This window comes from Rhizobium sp. NZLR11, from assembly GCF_019685115.1.
In the GTDB taxonomy this organism is placed as follows: Bacteria; Pseudomonadota; Alphaproteobacteria; order Rhizobiales; family Rhizobiaceae; genus Rhizobium.
In genome coordinates this window covers 203,557-218,947 of sequence record NZ_JABDWD010000006.1, presented here as the reverse complement: position 1 = coordinate 218,947, position 15,391 = coordinate 203,557, and the positions used below count along the sequence as shown (strand labels likewise).

General features: G+C 61.2%; 15 protein-coding genes and 1 riboswitch. Of the genes, 2 read left to right on the top strand and 13 right to left on the bottom strand.

Annotated features, from left to right (window positions below):
* Positions 1-5 precede the first annotated feature (5 nt).
* The 6 genes from HJB83_RS13065 to epmA all read right to left on the bottom strand — a co-directional run bounded on the left by HJB83_RS13065 (position 6) and on the right by epmA (position 5,696).
* Entirely contained in the window at positions 6-986 is a 981-nt protein-coding gene (locus HJB83_RS13065; protein ID WP_221115547.1) for a DUF1839 family protein, read from the bottom strand.
* The gene (locus HJB83_RS13060; protein ID WP_221131638.1) at positions 977-1,885 is read right to left on the bottom strand and encodes an amino acid--[acyl-carrier-protein] ligase; all 909 of its coding nucleotides are present in this window, start codon (positions 1,883-1,885) and stop codon (positions 977-979) included. Before HJB83_RS13060 ends, HJB83_RS13065 begins: the two co-directional genes overlap by 10 nt.
* 5 nt (positions 1,886-1,890) lie before the next feature.
* Positions 1,891-3,072 (bottom strand): acyl-CoA dehydrogenase family protein, encoded by a 1,182-nt coding sequence (locus tag HJB83_RS13055; RefSeq protein ID WP_221131637.1) that lies wholly within the window; start codon positions 3,070-3,072, stop codon positions 1,891-1,893.
* Entirely contained in the window at positions 3,072-3,323 is a 252-nt protein-coding gene (locus HJB83_RS13050) for an acyl carrier protein (RefSeq protein WP_209880691.1), read from the bottom strand. Before HJB83_RS13050 ends, HJB83_RS13055 begins: the two co-directional genes overlap by 1 nt.
* Positions 3,324-3,585: 262 nt before the next feature.
* On the bottom strand, positions 3,586-4,638 hold the full coding sequence (locus tag HJB83_RS13045) for a lysine-2,3-aminomutase-like protein (protein ID WP_221131636.1): 1,053 nt from the start codon (positions 4,636-4,638) through the stop codon (positions 3,586-3,588).
* Positions 4,635-5,696 carry an EF-P lysine aminoacylase EpmA gene (gene epmA, locus HJB83_RS13040; protein WP_221131635.1) on the bottom strand — a complete coding sequence of 354 codons (1,062 nt, stop codon included), beginning with the start codon at positions 5,694-5,696 and terminating at the stop codon, positions 4,635-4,637. The genes HJB83_RS13045 and epmA overlap by 4 nt, the downstream gene beginning before the upstream one ends.
* Positions 5,697-5,844: 148 nt before the next feature.
* Between epmA and efp the strand changes: the two genes are divergently transcribed.
* Positions 5,845-6,414, top strand: coding sequence for an elongation factor P (efp, locus tag HJB83_RS13035; RefSeq protein ID WP_207582210.1), 570 nt, complete (start codon positions 5,845-5,847; stop codon positions 6,412-6,414).
* 69 nt (positions 6,415-6,483) lie between these two features.
* On the opposite strand, the gene HJB83_RS13030 is transcribed toward efp, so the two are convergent.
* The 6 genes from HJB83_RS13030 to metA form a co-directional block, all read right to left on the bottom strand.
* Entirely contained in the window at positions 6,484-7,212 is a 729-nt protein-coding gene (locus tag HJB83_RS13030) for an SIS domain-containing protein (RefSeq protein WP_207582211.1), read from the bottom strand.
* 16 nt (positions 7,213-7,228) lie between these two features.
* Entirely contained in the window at positions 7,229-8,380 is a 1,152-nt protein-coding gene (nagA, locus tag HJB83_RS13025) for an N-acetylglucosamine-6-phosphate deacetylase (RefSeq protein ID WP_207582212.1), read from the bottom strand.
* Positions 8,380-9,411, bottom strand: coding sequence for an SIS domain-containing protein (locus tag HJB83_RS13020; RefSeq protein WP_221131634.1), 1,032 nt, complete (start codon positions 9,409-9,411; stop codon positions 8,380-8,382). The genes nagA and HJB83_RS13020 overlap by 1 nt, the downstream gene beginning before the upstream one ends.
* Positions 9,408-10,181: a GntR family transcriptional regulator gene (locus HJB83_RS13015; RefSeq protein WP_207582214.1), complete on the bottom strand. Its 774-nt coding sequence runs from the start codon at positions 10,179-10,181 to the stop codon at positions 9,408-9,410. Before HJB83_RS13015 ends, HJB83_RS13020 begins: the two co-directional genes overlap by 4 nt.
* A gap of 249 nt (positions 10,182-10,430) precedes the next feature.
* Entirely contained in the window at positions 10,431-11,453 is a 1,023-nt protein-coding gene (locus tag HJB83_RS13010) for an aldose epimerase family protein (RefSeq protein WP_207582215.1), read from the bottom strand.
* Positions 11,454-11,615: 162 nt separating this feature from the next.
* Positions 11,616-12,539 (bottom strand): homoserine O-succinyltransferase, encoded by a 924-nt coding sequence (gene metA / locus HJB83_RS13005; RefSeq protein WP_221131633.1) that lies wholly within the window; start codon positions 12,537-12,539, stop codon positions 11,616-11,618.
* Positions 12,540-12,589: 50 nt separating this feature from the next.
* Positions 12,590-12,667: riboswitch (SAM riboswitch) on the bottom strand.
* A 154-nt stretch (positions 12,668-12,821) separates the two neighbouring features.
* Between metA and HJB83_RS13000 the strand changes: the two genes are divergently transcribed.
* Entirely contained in the window at positions 12,822-14,684 is a 1,863-nt protein-coding gene (locus HJB83_RS13000; protein WP_221131632.1) for an ABC transporter ATP-binding protein/permease, read from the top strand.
* A 48-nt stretch (positions 14,685-14,732) separates the two neighbouring features.
* On the opposite strand, the gene HJB83_RS12995 is transcribed toward HJB83_RS13000, so the two are convergent.
* Positions 14,733-15,362, bottom strand: coding sequence for a hypothetical protein (locus HJB83_RS12995; protein WP_221131631.1), 630 nt, complete (start codon positions 15,360-15,362; stop codon positions 14,733-14,735).
* Positions 15,363-15,391: the final 29 nt, after the last annotated feature.

Genomic DNA, 15,391 nt, shown 5'->3' with positions numbered 1-15,391 from the left:
CGGCCTCAGATTCGCCCCGCAAGCGACGCCATCATGGAATCCCATGCATCGGCAGCCGGATCAAGGGCTGCCTGCAGCGGTTCGAACTTCCGGCGAGCGATGGCACGGGCAAGCTGGAACTGCACGGATTTCGCCGTATCCGAAATGCGCCGGGCATGCTCGGCGGCCGCGGCGAATTCATCAGCAGAAAGCCAGACCAGATAATCGGCCGCCAGCTCGAAATTGGCGCCCACCTGGCGAAGCGTATTGAAGGCATATTTGTGGAAGAAGCCGAACGGCCGCTCCGCCACCGCTTCGACCTGCTGCGGAAAAACGCTTGCAAATGCACGGATCGGATTTTCGCTGGGACGCCTGTTGAAATGAACGCCGGCAAGCCGCCGGGCGGTCGCGCGCAGATACTTTTCATCAGCGGGCTTTTCCGGGAACCGGGCAAATTCCGCATAGGGCAGGAACGGCGGCTCATTCTCCGTCAGCTGCAGCTGGAACAGCCCGTTGAAATCCTCGCCTTCGAGGCGGAAATAGCCGGCATTGTGGAAATAATCGACACGCTTGGCGGCAACATCCAGCCGGTTGATGGCCACCGTCGTCTTGCCGTGCTCCAACAGGTAGGCGGTCCCGCGCGTATCCGGCATGTAGAAGGAATCCATCTCGATCAGGCAAAGACGACCCCGCGCGATCTGAACTTCGACATGGCGTTCGACGCGGTCGTAAATGGCAAGCTCGGTCGCGCGAATGCCGTAGAGCGCTTCGAGATCTTCGAGCGGCACCTTGAAGAAGGTGAAATGGTCGCCCTCGAAATCCTGCGTCAGGGTGAAACCGAGCATCGCCTCGGGCGCAACGCCTGAGGTCGCCAGCACCTCGATCCAGAGATCGACATAGCAATTGGTTTCCGGCCAGGTACGCTCGCTCGAATGCAGCGCGTGCTGACGATAGGTCTCCGGGTCGATTCCCGAAAATACCGATGTCATCGACCGGCTCAACCCCACAGCGCTTTCCGTACGCTGGCCGGCCATTCCTTCACATCGAGCCGGTGATGATGGAAGAGAGCCAGCGCGATGCGCTCCAGTCCGAAGCCGACGCAGGCGGTGTGGGCGACACTGCCGTCTTCAAGATTGAGACCCCATTTCGTCCCGAAGGCATCCTGATGGTAGTTGAAGCTCATGCAGGCGGTCGGATTGGCGGTCGAGGTGATCGGGATCAGCAGTTCGAATTTCAGGTTCTGGTCGCGCTGGTTGTTGGCGAGCATCTTGCCGGCGCGGCCGAAGAACGGATCGTTGGCGATATCGATCGTCACCTCGAGGCCGACGGCCTTCATCATCTCGACACCGCGATCCATCCAGCGCTGGCGGAAATCGGTAACGTGCTCTTCGGTGCCCATGCAGACATATTCGCGCATGCGAAACAGCTGCTGGCGGGCCGGATCCTTCGACGGTTCGTGGCGGAAGCAATAGGATTGCAGGTCGAAGAGGCCGCCCGTCTTCGGCAGGTTGCCGCGCTTGGCGATCGTTGGATAGAGTGGATAACAGGCGGCCGGCGTCAACACGATGTCGGTCGCCTCCTGCCCCTTGGTCCAGTCCTCGCCGACCTCCATGCATTGCAGCAGACTGACATGATCCAGTTCGCTGCCGCAGAAGCTGTGCACCGTGCCGGCGAGCTGCGGAAAACTCTTCATGTAGCCGCTCGTCTCGAAGAAGGCTCGGTTCATGCCGGGCGGAAAGCGCATGGCCTCCGCGCCGTCGGCGCCGCCGAACGTGTCGATTAGGCGCTCGAAGGCAGCGATCACCTCTTCGAACTGGCCGCTGCGGCCATAGAGCCCATCGATGCCGGTATCGATCAGCAGCCCGGCTTCGAAAAGCCGGTCCAGAAACGAGGTCTGCATATCCATGACTGTCACCCCAGTAGGCTAGTGTCCTGCTTATGGACAAGAAGCATGCTCGACGTATTGCCGAGGATGCGGTCGTTCGAAATCATCAGCTGTGCGGAGTGCGCGTCGCGCAGATGGCGTCCAAGGCTGAAGGGCGTGCCATTCTTGTAGCCCATGATGCCGCAGATCAGCATGGCGTGGTTGACGATCTCCAGGATCGTCTCGGACGAGGCGATCTTGACGTTGTTCATCGCCACCGCAAATCCCATCGAAGACAGCCGGTCGACATCGACCTTGGCATCCTCATAGGCCTTGAGGCCGGCAACCACATTGGATTTCACCATCTGCAGCAGGTTCGAAACCTCGGCCAGGCGCAGCGCGCCCGGCGGCTGCGCATCCGGCGCCTTGCGGGCGGCAGCGCGCACGAAAGCCTGGGCGCGGACGACGGCGTCGACCGCGATGCCGTACCAGACGCCGCTCCACAACAGATGCGAGGAGGCGAGCATGGATTGCGCGGCGATCTCCGCGAAAGGCTTCGGCAGGATCTGATGCGCCGACGCTTGCCCCTTGAAGAGGAATCCGTCGGAGCAGGTGCCGCGCATGCCGAGCGTATTCCAGACATGCGTTTTCTCGAGCGTGTACTGGTCCTTGAGGAAGGCCGTCAGCACCTGATCGGAGGAAGCCGCCTGCGCATGGGCACGCGAGGTGATGAGAATGGCGTCGGCATGTGAACCGTAGGAAATGACGGTCGCATCCTTTTCGAGGCGGCAGGTGTCACCATCGACCTCGACCGCGCAAATGCTGTTGCGAAGGTTTCCGCCGATACCACCTTCGGTGGTGGCCGATGCGATCAGCAACTGCTCGGCGGCAATGCGGCGCATGAAGCCGCGGTGCCATTCGCTGTCGGCGCCGTGTTCAACGATACTCGACAGCTTGATGTGATGCATGGCGAAGACCATGGCGCTTGCCGCACAGGCTTGGCCGAGCATCGAGCACAATTCGGCGATCTCGGTGATCGAGGCGGATTCGCCGCCGAATTGGCGCGGCACCTGGATGCCGAGCAGCCTTTCGGCCTTCATCGCATCCACGGCTTCGCTAGGGAAGCGGGCTTCGACGTCGACCGCATCGGCGTGTTTCGCTGCGATTTCGGCGACGCGTGCGACCCGAGCGACAAGACCGTCCTGCATGATCTTGACGGGGAAGTTCATCAGGCGACCTTCCGGCTGTCCCGGATGAGATCGACGGTCCTGGCGATGGCCGAGATGCTCGCGAAGGATTTGCGGTTCAGGAGATTGTCGGGAAATTCGATGTCGAACGCCTCTTCGATGCCGAGCATCAGCTGCACCGAAGCAAAGGATGTCAGACCGGCCGCATAAAGATCGGCATCGTCGGCGACCTGGTCGATCGACGCAGGAAGTTTGCCGTATTTGGCTACGAGGTCGCGGATTGTCTTATGCATCCCATCACTCCAAGATTCTCATGATCCCGAACCGGCGTTCATCGCCTTGTCATGAGCGTTCTTTTAGTGCGGAAAACAGAAAATTCCGCTAATTTATTGGGTTAAATATGATTAGCGCTCACAGTTAGAATTTTAGCGACCATTTCGATGCAAGCGGCAATAATAGTTTTATATCAGTCGTTTAAACTCGTTTCGAGCGCGACGGACGCCGCAGTTTGGAGCGCAGCGAGTACAGAAATGACACGAAAAGCACCCGTTTGCGTCAATCCGCGGGCGGATAGGAATGTTCGCCGCCGCGATAATCCGAGACGGAATAACACCCGTCACCGCTAGCCCGGATGGCGCTTCCACTAACAACGGCCTTGCCGTGACCACCCGGTATATCGAGGATGTAGGCCGGCTGGCAGAGACCGGAAATCTGCCCACGCAACGCGGCGACGATCCTCTGTCCCTCTTCGATCGTCACTCTGAAATGGCCGGTGCCGGGCGCCAGATCAAGATGATGCAGGTAATAGGGTTTGACGCGGATTTCGACGAAGGCCTTCATCAGCGCCGCAAGCACGTCGGGATCGTCGTTGACGCCTTTGAGCAGCACCGACTGGCTGACCATGGCGATACCGGCATCGACGAGGCGGGCGCAGGCAGCACGCGCTTCCGCCGTCAGTTCTCTGACATGGTTGGCATGCAGCGCCACATAGACCGTTTTGCCGCTAGCCTTCAGCGCGGCGATCATTGCCGCATCGATCTTCCCGGGATCGACAACAGGAACACGAGTGTGGAATCGCACGATCTTGACATGGGCGATCCCGGCAAGCGCCTCCATGATGTCATGGAGGCGGCGTGGAGAAAGCACCAGCGGATCGCCACCGGTGAGGATGACCTCCCAAATCTCCTCGTGATCTCTGATGTAATCGAAGGCTGCCCGCATCGCCGCCGCATCGAGCGTGCCGAGGCCCTGCGGCCCGACCATTTCGCGCCGGAAGCAGAAGCGGCAATAAACCGGGCAGACATGCACGGCTTTGAGCAACACACGATCGGGATAACGGTGAACGATGCCTTCGACGGGGCTATGGGCATGATCGCCGATCGGATCGGCGCGTTCTTCTCGGGCGATCGTGAGTTCGGCTATGTCAGGCACGAATTGCCGTGCGATCGGATCATCAGGATCGGTGAGGTCGATGAGCTCGCTGATCACAGGTGTCAGCGCGATCGCGTAACGCGCCGCAACCTGCTCGAGCGTTGCGCGATCGGCGGGCGCGACCAGCCCTGCCATCACCAGATCGTCGACGCTTTTGAGCGGTTTGACGGCATTCATCTTCCGTACTCCGCAACCGGCGCCCAGAGCACCTGATCGATGCGCGATGCTCCCGTCGCGAGCATCACCAGCCGGTCGAAGCCGAGCGCGATGCCGCTTGCCTCACGCATCAGCGAAACTGCGGCAAGGAAATCCTCGTCGATCGGATAGGTTTCGTCGTAGACACGCGCCTTCTCGGCCATTTCGATCTCGAACCGCCGGCGCTGTTCGGCGGCATTGGTGAGCTCGCCGAAGCCGTTCGCAAGCTCGACGCCGCAGGCGTAGAGTTCGAACCGCTCGGCAACCCTCTGATCGCGTGGCGAGGGACGCGCAAGTGCAGCCTCCGAGATCGGATATTCGTCGAGGATGGTGATGCGGCCGAAGCCGAGATGCGGCTCGATCTTTTCGACCAGCACCCGGCTGAACAGATCGGCCCAGCCATCGTCATCGGCAACACGCATGCCGGCGCGCTTCATCTCTGCCGCCAGATGATCGCGATCGGTCGACCCGTCGGCGGCGACCGAGGCGAGAAGATCGATGCCGGCATGACGCTCGAATGCTTCGGCAACGCCAATCCGCTCCGGACCGGCGAAGGGATCGCTTTCGCCACCGCGATAGGCAAGTTTTTCAGTCTTTACCGTTTCGGCCGCGAGCGCCAGGATCCGCACACAATCCATCATCAGGCTCTCGTAGCTTTCGCCGGCCCGATACCATTCAAGCATGGTGAATTCAGGATGGTGCAGCGGCCCGCGCTCGCGATTGCGATAGACATGGGCAAAACACGAGATGCGCTCCTCACCCGCCGCAAGCAACTTCTTGCAGGCGAATTCCGGCGAGGTGTGCAGATAGAATGGCGCCTTTTGCCCGTCCGTCGTCAGTGCTTCGGTGGCGAAGGCATGCAGATGCGCCTCGTTGCCCGGGGAGATCTGCAGCACCGCCGTATCCACCTCGATGAAATCCTCGCGCGCGAAAAACCCGCGCAACGCCGCCTGGATCGCATTGCGCCCGATCAGGAACGGACGGCGATCGGCGTGTACGGACGGGTTCCACCAGGGGGACACTTTCGCCGAAGAGTTCATTCCAAGCTTTCTTCGCCGGAGAAGCCGGTATGGGGATGGCTATTTCCCGGATTTTAGGTTAGTTGCGCCCCCAAAGAAAAATATTTGCGTCTTCGAGGCGTCTCGGCAGTTCTCTACGACGCCGAAAGCCGAGTTACAAGGAAGTCTTATGGTCAAGGTCATCGCCTCTTCGGTCCGCAAGGGCAACGTTCTCGACGTCGACGGCAAGCTTTACGTCGTTCTCACCGCTCAGAACTTTCATCCGGGCAAGGGTACGCCGGTCACCCAGGTCGACATGCGCCGCATCGTTGACGGCGTGAAGGTTGCTGAGCGTTGGCGCACCACCGAACAGGTCGAGCGCGCCTTCGTCGAGGACGTGTCCTTCCAGTACCTCTATCAAGACGGCGAAGGCTTCCACTTCATGAACCCGAGCAACTACGATCAGGTCGTGGTTGATGTCGACACTATGGGCGATCAGAAGGTCTATCTGCAGGAAGGCATGTCCTGCATCCTCTCGATCTATGAAGGCCTTCCGCTGGCACTCGAGCTGCCTCGCCACGTCACGCTTGAGATCACCGAGACGGAACCGGTCGTCAAGGGCCAGACGGCATCGTCCTCCTACAAGCCGGCCATCCTGTCGAACGGCGTGCGCGCCATGGTGCCGCCGCACATCAATGCCGGCACTCGCGTCGTCATCGCGACGGAAGACAATTCCTACGTCGAACGCGCCAAGGACTGATCCCTGGTTCATTCCATACAAAAGGCCGGTTCCGACCGGCTTTTTTGTGTCCGCCGCCAACAATGCTGATCAGAGATGCGGGTTGCGCGGCCGGTATTTCTGGACAAGCTTCTGGTTGATCTCGGCTGCACCCGGCATGTTGGCGCTGAGATAAACCGGCGCATCGCCGGATTTCGAAAGCTCGGAGGCGACCTCGGCGAAGATCGCATTGATGACCGTCACCCCGACCGCCGTCGAGACCGGCCCGACCCGAAGCCCCGTGCCTTCGAGGTCGAGAACGGCGTCACCCGGTGGCAGCCCATTGTCGAGCACCACATCGGCCGCGTCGGCGAGCCGCCGGCGGCCATTGGCGATCGCTGAGGAATAGGCGATCGAAGTGATGGCAATCACCTTTGCGCCGATTTCTCGCGCGTAGTCGGCGGCTTCGATCGGCGCGGCATTGACGCCCGAATTGGAGGCGATGATGATGACATCGCCCGGCTGCATGCCGTAACGCTCCAACATGGGCCGAACCAGGCCCTGCGTGCGTTCATAGACCGAACTGATGACCGCACCCTCATGCAGCATCGCCGAGCCGACGAGCACCGGCACGGTGAAGGCGAGCCCGCCGGCACGATAGTGCACCTCTTCCGCCAGCATATGCGAATGGCCAGTGCCGAAGACATAGACGCGCTTGTCGCCGTGGGCAGCATCGAGGATAACCGCCGCCGCCTGCGCCATCGGCTCGGCAAGCGTCTGCTTCAATTCTTCCAGCCGGCCGATCAGGTTGGAGAAATAGGCATCCGTGATGTCAGTCATCCCACTTCTCCTTGAGTCAAGCCGCTTCGCCGCTGAGCCAGGTGGCGGTGACCGAGAGCGCATCGGTGAGATGCACGAGATCGGCGCGCGCGCCTGGTGCGAGATGGCCGCGATCGCCCAGTCTGAGAAAGCGGGCGGGATAAAGCGTTGCCATGCGCAAAGCCTCGGCCAGCGTCAGATCGAGATAGGTGACGCCGTAGCGAATCGTCGAGATCATGTCGACGTCGGAACCGGCCAGCGTGCCGTCGGATAGTACCAGCTTCGAGCAGAACCCGCCCCGTTCGCGCCGGACGGCGCGCCCGTTCAGCGTGAACGAATCCTTCTCCGACCCGACGAGCGACATCGCATCGGTGACGAAAAACAGTCTGCCTTCGCCGCGTTTGGCACGCAGCGCCGTGCGCAAAGCCTTCGGATCGACATGGTGACCATCGGCAATGACGCCGCACCAGATCGAGGGATGATCGATCGCCGCGCCGACGAGACCGGGGGTACGGTGTCCGAGCTGGCTCATGGCGTTGAAGAGGTGCGTGACGCCGCGCGCTCCGGCATCGAAACGTTGTTCCGCTGCCTCGCTCGAACAATCGGAATGACCGATACTGACGGTGACGCCGGCTTCGGCAAGCTCACGCACCTGGGCAACCGTCACCTGCTCGGCAGCCATGGTGACGAGCAGCGTGCCGATCGCCTCGCGTGCCCGGATGAAGGCCTTGACGTCTCGATCCTCGACCGGCCGCATCAGTTCGGCCAGATGCGCACCCTTGCGCGCAGGCGCCAGATGCGGGCCTTCGAGATGCAAGCCGGCGACGCCACGGTTCGCCTTCACCGCCTCCTTGGCGGCCTCGATTGCGGCAATGGATGCCTCGGACGTGTCGGTGATCAGCGTCGGCAAGAGCGATGTCGTGCCATAGGGCCGGTGTCCAGCAGCGATGATCTCCATCGAGGTGACGGAAGGCTCGTCGTTCAGCATCCGCCCGGCGCCGCCATTGACCTGCGCATCGATGAAGCCGGCCGACAGAACCCCGCCGGCAAGCGTCACCGTCTCGCCGTCCGGCAGATCGTTTCCAGCAGCGATCGCCTCGACGCGGCCGTCGGCAACGATGAGTGCTTTCTCGTCATGGAAGCGCTCGCCATCGAAGATGCGGGCGCCGATGAAGATCTTGCGGACCATCAGACCGTCTCCGTCACCTTGAGCAGGTTCGCCGGCTTGTCGGGATCGAAGCCCTTGCGGCGCGTCACCGACTCGATCAGCCGGTAATAGACGAGCAGCGACACCAGCGGATCGATAAGGCCATTGCCCGTCGTCGGCACGCGCAGATTGACCCCGGAAAGCGGCTGCGTGGAGAAACCGACGGTGGTGGCGCCGAGCTTCTGCAGGCGCTCCAGCGCTTGAACGTTGTTGACGAAGGCCGCATCGTCGGGCGCAAAGGCGATGATCGGAAAGCCCGGCTGCACCAGGCGCATCGGGCCGTGCATCAGTTCCGCCAGCGAGAAGGCCTCGGCATGCAGGCCGGAGGTTTCCTTGGCCTTCAGCGCCGCTTCGAGCCCGATTGCAAAGGCCGGGCCGCGGCCGGCCATATAGAGCGAGGTCGCATTGAAAAGCACCTCCTCGGCTGCCGCCGTGTCGATCCCGGCGGTTGCCGAAAGCGCCTCCGGCAGCCTGCCAAGCGCAGCCTGTAGGTCGGACGCGCCGCCGACCGCAACGGTCACGCCGGCAAGGGCGGCGACGGAAGCGATAAAGGATTTGGTCGCCGCGACGCTCTTTTCCGCGCCGGCATTAAGCCCGAGAACGATATCGGCTTGCTTGCCAAGCGGACTGTCGGCGACGTTGACAACGGCAATCGTCGTCGCCCCGCCCCTTTTGGCCGCATCCTGCAATGCGATGATGTCGGGGCTTGCACCCGACTGCGAGACGGTGAAATGCACACCCCCCTTCAGATGCAGCGCGGCACCGTAGACCGAAGCGATCGACGGGCCGACCGAGGCGACCGGGACGCCGCAGGTGATCTCGAAGAGGTATTTGAAGAAGGTGGCGGCATGGTCCGAGGAGCCACGCGCCGCCGTCGTTACCACGCTCGGGCGGGAGGACGAAAACAGCCGGGCGATCTCGGCAAAGGCCGGCTTTTCCTTTTCGAGAAGCGTGGCCACCACCTCTGGGGATTGGCCGGCTTCCTGCAGCATCAACGACTGGTTCTCATTCATAGGTCATCTCCGATTCTCAATTCGGCAACGAAATCATAGGCATCGCCGCGATAGTGCGAGCGGGTGTACTCAACGACGCGCTGGTCTTCCAGGCGCGAGACGCGTTCGATCAGCAGCGCCGGCGCGCCTGATTTGACGTTCAGGATCGCCGCTGAGGACGGATCGAGCGTAACTGCGGTCAGCCGCTGCAGCGCACGTACGGGCTTGTGACCGTTGGCCGCCAGCGCATCATAGAGCGACCCCTCGCCGCCGGGATCGCCGCCTAAGAATTTGATCGGCACCACGGCGCGTTCGATCGCAAGCGGCAGGCCGTCGGCGAGACGCAGCCGGTCAAGCCTCAACACCGGCTCGTCGCCGCCAAGGCCCAGCAGGAAGGATTCCTCCGGCGACGGCGTATTGACCGCCCGCGACAAGATCCGCGCGGCTGGCAGACGCCCACGCGAACGCATGTCGGCGGAGAAGGAGGAAAGCCGCCAGAGCGACTGCTCCATACGCTCCACTCTGCTCGATACGAAGGTACCGCTTCCGTGGCGCGATTCCAGTGCACCTGAAGCCATCAGATCGCGATAGGCGGTGCGCACGGTGACACGGCCGAGCTTCAAGGCCTCGGCAAGGTCGCGCTCCCCTGGCAGCGCCGTGCCAGGCTTCAGCAGGCCTTCCTGAATAAGGCCGGTCAGCGCCTGCGCCAGCCGCTTATAGAGCGGGCCGGACAACGCCTCGTCACGCAGGCCGCGGTTGTTCAGTTCCGCTATCAGACTGGTTCTATCCATAAGCACACAATAGAACCTATCTAGAACCAATCCACAAGGCGGAATCGCACCCGGCCAAGAAAAAACCTCCCCGGAGACCGGAGAGGTTCATAGCACTGATGCATGTCGCCCAGAAGGGCGCAGCGGTTCCGGGATAACGACATGCATAAAAACAAAGGACTAAAGCGCGTCGCATGAATCAAATTTGATGCGACGCGCTTTAGAATTTGACAACCGTGCGTCCATAGAGCCGTGCGTCTGAAAAAGACGTCAGCTCTTGGTGAAGATATAGTCCGTCTCCTGGCGCAACACTTCGCCGGGGCGCAGCACCGCATTCGGGAAACCTTGGTGATTGACGGCATCCGGCCAGACCTGCGTCTCCAGGCAGAAGCCAGCAAACGGGCCGTACTTGCGCCCGCCGATGCCGGGAGCGCCGGTATCCAGTTTGAAACCGGCATAGAACTGCACGCCCGGCTCGGTGCTGCGCACTTCCAGCGACACACCGGAATACAGGCTGCGGGCAAGCGCGACGCTGCGCTTGGCGGTGCGCTCGCCGGACAGGCAAAAATTATGGTCGTACAAGGCCTGTTCGCTGCCGACGAAACGCTTCATCGGCGCCATCTCGCGGAAATCGAATTCCGTGCCCTCGACGGAACGGATCTCGCCGGTCGGCACCTGTTTCTCGTCGGTCGGCAGATAGTGGTCGGCAGCGATCATGATGTCGTGGCCAAGCGCATCTTCACGGCCGTCGAGATTGAAATAGGCGTGCTGGCAGACATTGGCGAGCGTCGGCTGGTCGCTGGTCGATTCATAGATCACCGACAGTTCGCCGTTGCCGTGCACCCAGAAGGTTGCCTGGATGGTGCAATTGCCGGGATAGCCGGCGCGGCCATCGGGATCGACAATCTTCAGCACCACCCGGTCGACCTCATGCTCGACGACCGTCCAGTTGCGTTTGGCGATATTGTCGCTGCCGCCATGCAGATGGGTGACGCCATTTTCGTTCAGCTCGAGCTGGCAGTCCTTGCCGTCGAGCGTGAAGGCGCCGCCACCGACACGGTTGGCGCAGCGGCCCGGCGTCGCGCCAAAATAGGCCGAATGGAGCGGGTAGCTGTCAAAATCGTCGAAACCGAGCTGCAGTGGGGCCTCATGTCCCTTAAGACGCAGATCCTGGATGACCGCGCCCCAGGTGATGATCTTGGCCGTCAGCCCGCCGCCCTTGATCTCGACGCGATAGACGGTCTCGCCTGCCTTCGTCTGCCCGAAAACTTCCCGCTCCAACTTATCCGACATGATCGACCGTCCATTCTCATTCAAAGTTTTTCAGCGTTGTGCGTCACAAAGACCCACAACGCTTTCGGTTTCAGGAGCGGAACCTGCCCGCATTTGCTCCAAACCGCAACCGGTCGGATCAGAAGAAACGCCCCGGCATCGGCCGAGGCGCAGTCCGACGCTTCAGAGGTCCGTGCCGATCTCCTCCACATCAAAGGGGGTCGTCTGGTAGATCTCGTTGATCCAGTTGCCGAACAGGAGATGCGCATGGCTGCGCCAGCGGTTCTGCGGCGTCAGCGCCGGATCATTATGCGGGAAGTAGTTGTGCGGCATCTTGATCGGCACGCCGGCGTTGACGTCGCGGAAATACTCGTCGGAAAGCGATGTGGAATCATATTCGACATGATTGAACATGTAGAGCCGCCGCCCCCTCCTTTCGTGCACGAGGCAGACACCCATCTCGCCTGATTCCATCAGGATCTCCAGGCTTTCGGATGGCTCGATATCGGCGCGGCGCACCTCGGTCCAACGCGACACTGGCACCTCGAAATTGTCGGAAAAGCCGTTGAGATAGATGGAGGATGGCTTCAGGTTCCGGTGGCGGTAGATGCCGAAGGCCTTTTCTTTCAACTCGTATTTCGGAACACCGTGGAAATGATAGATCGCCGCCATCGCGCCCCAGCAGACGTTCATCGTCGAATGCACGTTCGTTTCCGTCCAGTCGAGAATCTGCTGCATTTCCGGCCAATAGGTGACGTCTTCATAGGGCAAAAGCTCGATCGGCGCCCCGGTGATGATGAAACCGTCGAACTTGCGGTGCTTCACTTCCTCCCAGGTCTGGTAGAAGGCGAGCAGATGATCTTCGGACGTGTTCTTCGCCTTGTGGCCGCCGATGCGGATCAGCGACAGCTCGACCTGCAGTGGCGAGGCGCCGACGAGTCGGGCTATCTGTAGTTCGGTCTTGATCTTGTTCGGCATAAGGTTGAGCAGCCCGATCTGCAGCGGTCGGATATCCTGACGGATCGCCAACGTCTCGGTCATCACCCGCACACCCTCTTGAACCAGGGTTTCGAAGGCGGGCAGCGTATCGGGGATCTTGATGGGCATTGCGGTCACTCGATCAAAAAAACAAAAAACCGGCGGCGAAAAAAATCGCTACCGGTCCGCACGCGGCCCTTTAGCGACTTTTTTAACGTGGCTGCAAGCCGGCCGGCCAAATCACCACGGAGCTTTAATTAGCCCCAGTCGGACCGCGAATCAACTGCCGAATGCACGCAGGAGCGATGCATGCAAGCATCATCACAGTTTAATGACTGATAGAATCTGTTGATAGACCGGTAACGCCACCATGTTAATAATGGTAAGCATGGGCGATGTTGGAAAAGCGTAATGGCAGATAAGATCGAGGGGAGGCCGGGCATCCGAAGGCACGATAGGGTGGGGTATGATCTCAGCCTGACGAATCGCCTCGGGGTTATGTTCTCCGCATTCTGGAATTCGCAAGTGCGTGGCAAGGTGCTGTTTCTGGCGACCGTGCTGATCCTCGTCATCCTGTTGACGTCCTACGGCCAGGTCATCCTCAATCAGTGGAATGCTCCCTTCTACGACTCGCTGGAGCGCCGCGATCTCGGTGAATTCTTCCACCAGCTCGAAATCTTCGCGATGATCGCCGGCACGCTGCTGCTGCTCAACGTGCTGCAGGCATGGCTGAATCAGATGACCGCGCTCTATATGCGCGAGGGCCTGTCGCGCGACCTCGTCGATCAGTGGCTGAAGCGCAAGCGGGCACTGCGGCTTGCTTCGAGCGGTCTGATCGGCGTCAATCCGGACCAGCGCCTGCATGAGGATTCCCGCAACCTCGCCGAAAGCACGACAGGGCTCGTTCTCGGCCTGCTGCAGTCGACCATTCTTCTGGTGAGCTTCATCGGCGTGCTCTGGGAGCTTTCCAGCGGCTTCATCTTCCACATCAGCGGCCACAGCTTCTCCATTCCCGGCTACATGGTCTGGGCGGCGATTTTCTACGCCGCCTCCGCCTCGGTGCTGAGCCAGGTCGTCGGCCGCAAACTGGTCAAGCTGAATGCCGACCGCTTCTCGAAGGAGGCCGAGCTTCGCTTCACGCTGATGCACGCCAACGAGAACATGCCGGCAATCACCGTTGCCCGCGGCGAGGAGAATGAGCGCCGGCGCATCAACACCGATATCAGCTCGGTACTGAGGGTCGTCAAGCGGCTCGCCATGGCCAATACCAACCTCACCTGGGTTTCGGCCGGCTACGGCTGGCTGGTGATCGTCATCCCGATCATCGTCGCCGCCCCCGCCTATTTCTCCGGCGGCCTCACCCTCGGCCAGCTGATGATGTCGGTCGGCGCCTTCAATCAGGTCAACACGGCGCTGCGCTGGTATGTCGCCAATTTTGGCCCGATCGCCGAATGGCGCGCGACACTGATGCGCGTCACCGATTTCCGCCAGGCGCTGCTCGACATGGAGGAGGAATTCGCCCAGAAGGACGGCATCGCCTATGAAAACACCGCGCCCGACACGCTGACGTTGAAGGATGTGGTGATCGTTGCCAAGATCGGTGAAGAGATCGACGAATGCGGCGGTTTCCGCCTGCGTGAAACCGATGTCGTGATCAAGGCCGGCGAAAAAATCATGATCAACGGCGATCACAGCGTCAACCGCAAGCTACTCTTCCAGGCGATGGCCGGCCTCTGGCCGTGCGGCAGCGGCACGATGGGCCTGCCGCCGATCGACGACATGCTGTTCGTCCCGCAGATCGCTTATGTTCCCGGCGGCACGCTGCGCGAGGCGCTGGCCTTTCCCGCAAGTCCTGATGCCTACGAGCGAGCCGCTGTCGAGACGGCCCTCGACAGAGCCGGCCTGCATTCGCTGATCGCAAGGCTCGATACCCGCGCCCGTTGGGACAAGCTGCTCGACAGCGATGAACAGAAGGCGATCGGCTTTGCCCGTCTGCTTCTTGTGCGCCCGCGCTGGATCATCTTCGACGAAGTGCTGGAAGGCATGGAGCCGGAATGGCAGGAGATGATGGCCAAACTGCTGACCTCCATGCCGGAAAGCGGCATGATTTACATCGGCCGCTCCGAGGCCTATCTCGAGGCGCTCAAGCCGCGCGTGCTGCATCTGCAGGCGCTGCCGGCAAGATCTGAGGAACCGCAGCAGCAACAGCAATTCGCTCAGACCGGCACCAGCGCCAGTACCGGCGCTGCCGCCATGCCCGCGCCGGCGCTGTAGAGCGCCGTGCGTCCGATAGACACTATATCACTTTGAATTTCACGCTGGTCACATCGGCGGCGTGATGCCATTCAGGCCGACGGCCACCTGGCTGGCCGAGATGCTGCCGTCTGCCGCCTTCTCGCCGGTGACGATGACGCTGGCGCCGGCCTTCAGATCGTCCTTGGTCGCCGGCGCCAAGGTCACGATCGGCGTGCCGTCGGCAATCGTGATGGTTTTTTCCTTGCTTTGATAGGTCAGGGTGATCGTGTGGCCGTCGACGGATTTGACGGCATTGCTGACGGTCGCATTGGTCATCTGGCTGTTCGGCTGAGCATCCCAGGGACGGTTGCCCTCGCCGGTCCCCTTCATCGACGCCGGAAAGATTAGTACCTCGATCGCCCCGTCAGGGCCGGCGCCCTTCGGAAACGAGGCGACCCCGACGAAATCGCCGGGCTTGATATCCTCGACCGAGGCTTTTTTGATACCGCCGACTTTCCAGCCGGCTTTCAGCGTAATTATCGCATCGCTGCCTTCGCGCGTCTTGACGACGAGACTATCGCCACTGAGGCTTTCGATGGTGCCACGAACGCGAACGCGGTTGCCATCCTGCGCCTGTGCGGCCTGCGATAGCGCAATCGCGACAAGACCGCCGGCGGCAAGTGCTGTGAAAATCTTGGAATAGGCCTTGCGAGACATATGACTTTTCCTTGTCGCCATTGCTATCG

What these genes read in the sequence shown, in the direction of transcription:
- HJB83_RS13060 (WP_221131638.1), bottom strand. Translation starts at nt 1,885, where the DNA reads ATGGATATGCAGACCTCGTTTCTGGACCGGCTTTTCGAAGCCGGGCTG.
- HJB83_RS13055 (WP_221131637.1), bottom strand. Translation starts at nt 3,072, where the DNA reads ATGAACTTCCCCGTCAAGATCATGCAGGACGGTCTTGTCGCTCGGGTC.
- HJB83_RS13050 (WP_209880691.1), bottom strand. Translation starts at nt 3,323, where the DNA reads ATGCATAAGACAATCCGCGACCTCGTAGCCAAATACGGCAAACTTCCT.
- HJB83_RS13045 (WP_221131636.1), bottom strand. Translation starts at nt 4,638, where the DNA reads ATGAATGCCGTCAAACCGCTCAAAAGCGTCGACGATCTGGTGATGGCA.
- epmA (WP_221131635.1), bottom strand. Translation starts at nt 5,696, where the DNA reads ATGAACTCTTCGGCGAAAGTGTCCCCCTGGTGGAACCCGTCCGTACAC.
- efp (WP_207582210.1), top strand. Translation starts at nt 5,845, where the DNA reads ATGGTCAAGGTCATCGCCTCTTCGGTCCGCAAGGGCAACGTTCTCGAC.
- HJB83_RS13030 (WP_207582211.1), bottom strand. Translation starts at nt 7,212, where the DNA reads ATGACTGACATCACGGATGCCTATTTCTCCAACCTGATCGGCCGGCTG.
- nagA (WP_207582212.1), bottom strand. Translation starts at nt 8,380, where the DNA reads ATGGTCCGCAAGATCTTCATCGGCGCCCGCATCTTCGATGGCGAGCGC.
- HJB83_RS13020 (WP_221131634.1), bottom strand. Translation starts at nt 9,411, where the DNA reads ATGAATGAGAACCAGTCGTTGATGCTGCAGGAAGCCGGCCAATCCCCA.
- HJB83_RS13015 (WP_207582214.1), bottom strand. Translation starts at nt 10,181, where the DNA reads ATGGATAGAACCAGTCTGATAGCGGAACTGAACAACCGCGGCCTGCGT.
- HJB83_RS13010 (WP_207582215.1), bottom strand. Translation starts at nt 11,453, where the DNA reads ATGTCGGATAAGTTGGAGCGGGAAGTTTTCGGGCAGACGAAGGCAGGC.
- metA (WP_221131633.1), bottom strand. Translation starts at nt 12,539, where the DNA reads ATGCCCATCAAGATCCCCGATACGCTGCCCGCCTTCGAAACCCTGGTT.
- HJB83_RS13000 (WP_221131632.1), top strand. Translation starts at nt 12,822, where the DNA reads ATGGCAGATAAGATCGAGGGGAGGCCGGGCATCCGAAGGCACGATAGG.
- HJB83_RS12995 (WP_221131631.1), bottom strand. Translation starts at nt 15,362, where the DNA reads ATGTCTCGCAAGGCCTATTCCAAGATTTTCACAGCACTTGCCGCCGGC.